Genomic DNA, 6546 nt, shown 5'->3' with positions numbered 1-6546 from the left:
CAAAACATACATATCTGGTTAGTCTCCTTTGCTTTTCTGGTGTACGGACTCTCTTTTGCCATAGGAGTCCCTGCATCCACAGCATCGACGAAAAATTTAAAAGATATCGCAAACAGCTATGCGATAGAGCAAATCCGTTCGCTACAGGTGGCAGGTGTCATCGCTGGGGATGAAAACGGGTATTTTCACCCGACTCGCCCTGTGACGCGGGCTGAGTTTGTCGCGATGCTCACACGAGCCCTCGGTATGAAACCCGTGGTCAGCAACGTAGCAGCCTACTCGGATGTCCCGAAAAACTCTTGGGCATACGGGTATGTACAAGCTGCTGCTGGTCTTAACATCGCGAATGGCATCGGTCCTACTACTTTTGCTCCGAAGCGGACGATCTCTCGCGAAGAGGCCGCTGCGTTTCTCGTACGTGCACTGGAACAGAGTATTTCGCCTTCTTACCAGCTGCCCGTGAAGGATGCCAATGCGATTTCCAGCTGGGCACGCGCCTCAGTCAGCCACGCCATGCAGAAAAAATGGTTGGTTGGCTACAATGGCTACTTCCGCCCGACCCATGCACTATCGAGAGAAGAAACGGCTGTTATTTTGTATCGGATTCAGGAGAATCTGAAGAAGCAAAACGTTACAGCCAAGCCGCTTGTCTCTCTCGGATGGCAATACCAATCCACGACAGAGGAGTTCATTGCACAAGTCAAGAAAAGCGGAGTCAACACGCTGTCGCCGCGTTGGTACTTCCTGCAAAAAGACGGTACGATTAGCGACTTTACGGATGCTTCACTCGTCCATTGGGCGCGGGCAAATGGCAAGCAGGTGTGGCCGCTCTTCGGAAATAAATTTGATCCCAATGCTACTCACGCTATGCTATCCGATCCCAATAAACGAAAAGCAGCCGTGCAAAAGCTTTCTTCGTTCATTGATAAGTACCAGCTAGATGGGATTAACATCGATTTTGAAGGCTTCTCGCCTGCGGATCGCAACAACTTCACCTTGTTTATTCAGGAGCTCGCGACAGCTCTTCACACAAAAGACGCTGTCCTATCTGTAGATATTCCGCCTGATGGTGATTCAGACTGGAGCGACCCTTTCGATTTTGCTAAATTGGCAAAGCATGCGGATTATTTGGTAGTAATGGCCTATGAAGAGCATTGGGTAGGAGGGTCAAAAGCAGGCTCCGTGGCATCCCTGCCTTGGTTTACGAAAGTCATTACCGACCTGCTTAACGAGGTTCCAACCCAAAAGCTGATCGTCGGAATGCCTCTTTACACACGCGACTGGTACCAATCGAACGGGACATTGAAGTCCACAGATATCAGCATCCCTCAGTCTTACCAACTGCTCTCGCAATACAGAGCAAAAACAGCGTGGGACGAAAAAGTTGGACAATACCGTTCGACGTATCAAAAGCAAGGCACCACGCACACGATTTGGCTGGAAGAAAGCCGTTCGATTGGGCTCAAGGCTCAGGCTAGTCTGCAATGGCAAATTGGTGGACTCGCGTACTGGTACGTTGGCTCTGAATCAACGGATATGTGGACAGCCATTGCCAATTCGATAACCCTTACACATGCACGTGAAAAACTGTAAGAATCATGAAAAGAAGCGCCCTCGTCCGGCTACAGCCGTGGCAGAGGCGCTTCTTTTTGTTGTGCTAGGCAAATCTCAGTAAGTCCCGGATGAGCCCGCGCCTCCAGGATGTTTGGGCGCCTCGACGACTTCGTCCTTCGACGCTTTTCGAGTTTCAAACAAATCGGTGCTTCCTGCTGCATGCGTCCCCAGAACTTTCAATTCTTTATTTTCCACTTCCTGATTGTTTTGTTCAGTCAATTGTGATCCCCTCCAGGATGCATGTTACCAGTAGTTTGTCTCGTTTATGCGATTATTAGACGCTTATGGGACGATACTTCTACCCAATAATCTCCTATTGTTGCAAGATGAAAAGTACCGTATATTGAAATGCTACCCCCTAATAATCAATTCTGCATTTACTGCCCAAGACAATTTCTGAATTTCATTTTATATACTTCGATGAATGAAGGAGGAATCAGCTGTGAAGATGGAAATTTCAGATAACCGCACCATTTCAATCTTTGTGCCGGAGAGTGAACTGACTGAGCGCGGCTATGATCAAAATAATCACGAGGCCACTCTTTCAATCATTAACCATTTGATCGACGAAGCGCTTTTGTTTGCAGAATCTACACAAGCTTTTCCGGCAATGGACATGCCTTCACGTACGGAGGTAGCTTTCGTCCCCTCTCAAGGGATGTATATCACCATTACCTTGCTGGAAAACCAAGAAGAAAAAACAGAAGGAAGCAAAATAGTGTTTCCTGAGTCAGCATATTCGCTCTTACACTTCAGAGACTTTGAAGATTTGGCTTTCTGTGCTACGAAAATGCCCGAGCGTATGCGTTCTAGCGGAAAGCTGTATGTATACCGTGATAACTATATACTCAAACTTCAGGATTCAGAATTTCTCTTGGCGGAGGATTATCAGAACGCAGTCTCCATCGTTACTGAATATGCGACAAGACAAGCGGATACGACAGCCGAAGTCCTGGATACGTACGGAAAAGTCCTGTTTGAGAAAGATGCTTTTCTTCAAATAGCATGCTTATTTCCTTGTTAAATGAACAGCAATTTGTCTTGTCATGAGACAGCCAAACAAGCCAACCCTCACAGTTGGCTTGTCATCTACATACTGTCTTTGTATACGTTTACGCCTTGAAATTAATGAAGTGGAATTCGGTCGGGATCTACCTTGTCTTCCGGGTTAACGAAAAATGCATTTGTCTCCTCAAAAAAACGATCCTGATTCGTCGGAGCCACGTACCCCAACTCAACTCCCGTCGCCTTTGCAAGGAACGGGTCCAACGTACACAAGTCTGATTTTCCGATGTCTGTAAGGGCAGTTTTCCCGAGAGTAACTGCTACTTGTTCCATTTCCTTGACACAACTGCTAAGGTATCGGATCAAGTTCAATGATCCTTGGTCAATATCGAGTTGGTCTGTCATTTTCCCTGTATACACGACTAAACTTGTCGGAGGCTCAAACGGAACTGCTTTTACCATTTGCTCACTTACCAGCGCCATAATCGCTGCTGTGCCAATATAAACTGCATCTGCTCCCAAAGCAATCGCTTTTAGCATTTGTCCGGGGGTCACCAACCCTCCGGTCGCAAGCAAGCTGATATCATCGACTGTTCTCTTTCGCGCAAGGAATTCTACTGCTCTTGAGACTGCAAATAATGTAGGAAGTCCAACATCGTCCTGCAAGGTAGGTGCCCCTCCGTGAGTTCCCCCTTCTGCGCCATCGACTGTCACAAAATCCACTTCTGCTTCTATTGCCATTTGCAATTCTTTTTCGATGTGATGCGTTGCTGCTATTTTTAATCCCACAGGTACCCCTGTTTCGCTTTTCAGCCGTCTGACCAATTTTATAAAATCATCTTTCGAATTCACGTCAGGGAGCCGAGAATGAATCCAGGCGTCTTCCCCTGGTTTCAAACCAAAAACCTCTCGATAATCCTCACCAATATTTTTTGCTGCGGTTCGTTGGGAGGTGGAGCCTTGGGCACCTTGACCCAGTTGGATTTCAATTGCATCCAGGCGTTTGTATTTATCCGGCGAATTCATCCAGCCCCCACGGTTATATTGCCCAACAAGGAGCGAAGCAGCGTCGCGTTCTTCCTCCAGCAGCCCCGCCTCTCCTGTGTTTGTTGCTGTCCCGATGGCTGTCGCTGCTTTTGCCAAAGCTATTTTTGCATTTTTGCTTAAGGCACCGCCAAACGACATGGCTGCAATCATGATTGGAACAGTGATTGTTAAGGGCTTTCTGGCACGAGGACCTATCGTGACTGACGTGTTAATACCTACCGCCTCTGGAGTAGGAAAGCGGAAAAGGTGGACAGGATTAAAAAGCAGTTTCTCCCAGGGAGAAAAATGAAGCGGACTGCCAAGTGGTCGTGATATTGGAGTTCCTTGATTGGCACGCATAGCGATTTCCATTAAATTCGTGATTCCCACTTTATTTGTAGCTGGTACCATTTCAAATAAATTTTCCGTGTACTGATCCTTTATCACCCGTGTAATCGCTTTATCTACAGTTTCATTCAAAGCAGAACGTATCAAATTTTCAATGAGTCTCAACACGGCGGGCACTCTCCCCAGGTTCGTTACTCATGATCGCAGTTTGTAGCCCTTCAATTTTTTGAGCCATGGACAAACACATTTGCTTCATGGTGCCCAGCTGTCTGGATGCGTTTTGTTCTTCTACCGCAATGTCTATTAACTCCCTTTGGTCGAAATTAGTGAGTCTATTATAGTGGTCTCGCTCGATGGTTGATAGTGTTCCTGCCATGGTTTCGATACGTAAAAGCTCAGAATGAATATAAGACAATGTGTGCTTCAGGTCTTCAAGGTTATTCAAATCCGTGCACCCCATTTTTTCTTTTTACTGTCTTCCGATCTGGGAAGTTCTATTCATCCTTGGGTTTCTGCATGGAAGTGCCCTCCTTTCTTCATACTGAAAGGGAACAAAGGAGGAAAGGTTCTTGTCGGATATTTTGATGAGCCCTGAATTAAAAAGAAAAACAGAAGAAGCTATCCAAGGTCTCACATTCACGAAAAATTTCCGTTCTGCAACAGCCGAGGAATGGTATCTGTTTCTGCCGGGATACCGAGACCCTCAGACGGAAGGAGCTTGTGGGAAAGTATTCATTCATTACGACTTGATTGGAAATCGGGATGTGTTCATCAACACCACCGTGATTTTCGATGACCCAAAACTGCATGACCCTACTCTGCATCCGCTGGTCTACGCCGTGGTAGATGAGACCGTCAATCGTTTGGTGGGCTATGCAAATACGTTGCTTTCGGTACATGCAGGCTTCAATTCGTACTCAGCTGAATACGTAAGCTAGCACCACTTTGAAAAATGTCCGTTGGATTATCTTGTAACTTCAGGAGGGAACACGATGAAAAACAACGATGAAGATTTGCTTCAGGCAGCCGGAGAGATCGCCGACAAAATGTACGACCCGTCCTTTTACAAAAGTGAATCGCTGACAGAGCAAGGGCTCGCCATTACACACGAACAAGTCAGCGACAATTATATGGAAGGTACAAACGACGGAAAAATTGATGAAAATGCTGGACAAAAAAATATCGAGATTCCACGCACTGGCTACGAAAACATGTTTTAAAGTCCGGTTAACCATCTCAGGCTAATTCCTTCACCACTTTTTTCCTGAATATCCATTGATTCTATACAAACACTATCAAAGGTTGACAGTAACCCAATTAAGATTTCAGGAGGCCATTATGCAACGATTTGCTGCTCATGAGTTTTTGGAAACACAAGAAGCACTCCGCTCCAAACACGCTGCGATTGAAATGCACGGAGTACTTGCCGAGATGGCACAAGACCCTCAATTAACAAGCATCATTAACAGACATCAGCAATTGATCATGAACGCATACCAACAAGGGATTAGCCTCTTGCAGGGAAAAGGCTTCAACATTGCACCAGCTCCTATTCAATTGCGTGTAGCACAACCTACAGCAGTTGGTCTTAATAACCCGCAGATGGCTGCTCCCAACCCACACCCGACACGCTTGTCAGATATGACAATTGCTACCCTGATGCTGAATTGGCATAAAGCAGGCTCGGCAATTGGCATGCTCTGGGCAGCTGAGTGCGTAGATCCAAGTATCCGCCAATACCATGTAAATGGTGCAAATGCTTGCCAGCAAATGGCTTATGAAACCTGGCAGTACATGAATGCCAAAGGCTACTACCAAGCTCCGCAGCTAGCTGATCACACGATGAACACGATGATTAACGCCTACCAGCCCCAACAACAAATGCTCCTGTAAGCCAAAAAACCGTCCTTGTTTGGACGGTTTTCTTCTTATGCTAGGGCATGGCATCTTGGAATAAGAAAAACCTTCCCGCTTCCGGAAGGTTTGTTTTGTTACGATGTGTCAGCAATCTCGAGCGGTCTCGGTATTATTTGACCAGCCCCAGCTTTCTATTGCTTGTTCCTCGTCACCACTACCCGTAGTGTCTTGTAGACTTTGTATGACCTGTCCTTCTTCATCTTGCTTCGAATGGTTGCCCTTCAGGTTTTTTGGCATGTCCATGGCTCTACCCCTCTCTTTTTCGGTTGGCTTGGGCTAGCTACTCTGGAGAATACCCTTCGGATTCGTTCAGCAAGCCCTCATACTGAGTAATCGCTGTAATCAAATCAGGATGGGTACCTCTGTTTGTCTCAGCCAGCTTTTTCAGATCGAAATACACTTCTGATAATCGAAAGAGAGGATCGTTACGCTCAGAACCACCACTCGTTGCAGATTGTGTCACTACCCCATTCGTTTGCAAATAGAAGGTCTCTGCCGGGACATTTTCAATATCCTGCTTCACCTCTTTAATCACAGCCTGCAACCGTTCTGGCATCATATCATTGTGTTTCTCGAATTTTTCAATAATCGTAAGGATGTAATCCTTTTTGCTCATCGATCTCGTTCATCCTTTCC

At 46.3% G+C, this 6546-nt stretch carries 9 protein-coding genes; 5 read left to right on the top strand and 4 right to left on the bottom strand.

What is annotated here, in order from left to right; all coding sequences use genetic code 11:
• The coding region (locus tag C7R94_RS29085) for a glycosyl hydrolase family 18 protein (protein ID WP_233220703.1) at window positions 1-1593 on the top strand (1593 nt) is incomplete at its 5' end.
• A gap of 75 nt (window positions 1594-1668) precedes the next feature.
• Here C7R94_RS29085 and C7R94_RS30460 read toward each other — a convergent pair.
• The gene (locus C7R94_RS30460) at window positions 1669-1833 is read right to left on the bottom strand and encodes a hypothetical protein (protein ID WP_012686282.1); all 165 of its coding nucleotides are present in this window, start codon (window positions 1831-1833) and stop codon (window positions 1669-1671) included.
• Window positions 1834-2062: 229 nt separating this feature from the next.
• Here C7R94_RS30460 and C7R94_RS29080 point away from each other — a divergent pair, with 229 nt between their 5' ends.
• Window positions 2063-2638 carry an adaptor protein MecA gene (locus C7R94_RS29080; RefSeq protein WP_233220704.1) on the top strand — a complete coding sequence of 192 codons (576 nt, stop codon included), beginning with the start codon at window positions 2063-2065 and terminating at the stop codon, window positions 2636-2638.
• A gap of 101 nt (window positions 2639-2739) precedes the next feature.
• Here C7R94_RS29080 and C7R94_RS29075 read toward each other — a convergent pair whose 3' ends face one another.
• Both C7R94_RS29075 and C7R94_RS29070 read right to left on the bottom strand, forming a co-directional pair.
• Window positions 2740-4161, bottom strand: a complete 1422-nt coding sequence (locus C7R94_RS29075) for an FMN-binding glutamate synthase family protein (protein WP_106785979.1) — start codon at window positions 4159-4161, stop codon at window positions 2740-2742.
• Window positions 4145-4438 (bottom strand): hypothetical protein, encoded by a 294-nt coding sequence (locus C7R94_RS29070; protein WP_083995038.1) that lies wholly within the window; start codon window positions 4436-4438, stop codon window positions 4145-4147. The genes C7R94_RS29075 and C7R94_RS29070 overlap by 17 nt, the downstream gene beginning before the upstream one ends.
• Window positions 4439-4562: 124 nt before the next feature.
• Here C7R94_RS29070 and C7R94_RS29065 point away from each other — a divergent pair, with 124 nt between their 5' ends.
• The 3 genes from C7R94_RS29065 to C7R94_RS29055 all read left to right on the top strand — a co-directional run bounded on the left by C7R94_RS29065 (window position 4563) and on the right by C7R94_RS29055 (window position 5886).
• A complete protein-coding gene (locus tag C7R94_RS29065; RefSeq protein ID WP_047069110.1) occupies window positions 4563-4931 on the top strand; it encodes a hypothetical protein in 369 nt (122 codons plus the stop codon).
• 54 nt (window positions 4932-4985) lie between these two features.
• The gene (locus tag C7R94_RS29060) at window positions 4986-5213 is read left to right on the top strand and encodes a YozQ family protein (protein ID WP_106785978.1); all 228 of its coding nucleotides are present in this window, start codon (window positions 4986-4988) and stop codon (window positions 5211-5213) included.
• Between the two features lie 118 nt (window positions 5214-5331).
• Window positions 5332-5886 (top strand): spore coat protein, encoded by a 555-nt coding sequence (locus tag C7R94_RS29055; protein WP_106785977.1) that lies wholly within the window; start codon window positions 5332-5334, stop codon window positions 5884-5886.
• 304 nt (window positions 5887-6190) lie between these two features.
• On the opposite strand, the gene C7R94_RS29050 is transcribed toward C7R94_RS29055, so the two are convergent.
• Window positions 6191-6526: a hypothetical protein gene (locus C7R94_RS29050; RefSeq protein WP_106785976.1), complete on the bottom strand. Its 336-nt coding sequence runs from the start codon at window positions 6524-6526 to the stop codon at window positions 6191-6193.
• Between the last annotated feature and the right edge of the window lie 20 nt (window positions 6527-6546).

It is taken from the genome of Brevibacillus sp. NRRL NRS-603, assembly GCF_003013445.1.
Taxonomy (GTDB): domain Bacteria; phylum Bacillota; class Bacilli; order Brevibacillales; family Brevibacillaceae; genus Brevibacillus; species Brevibacillus formosus.
Note: the sequence above shows the minus strand (reverse complement) of the source record. Positions and strands in the feature narration are given on the sequence as shown.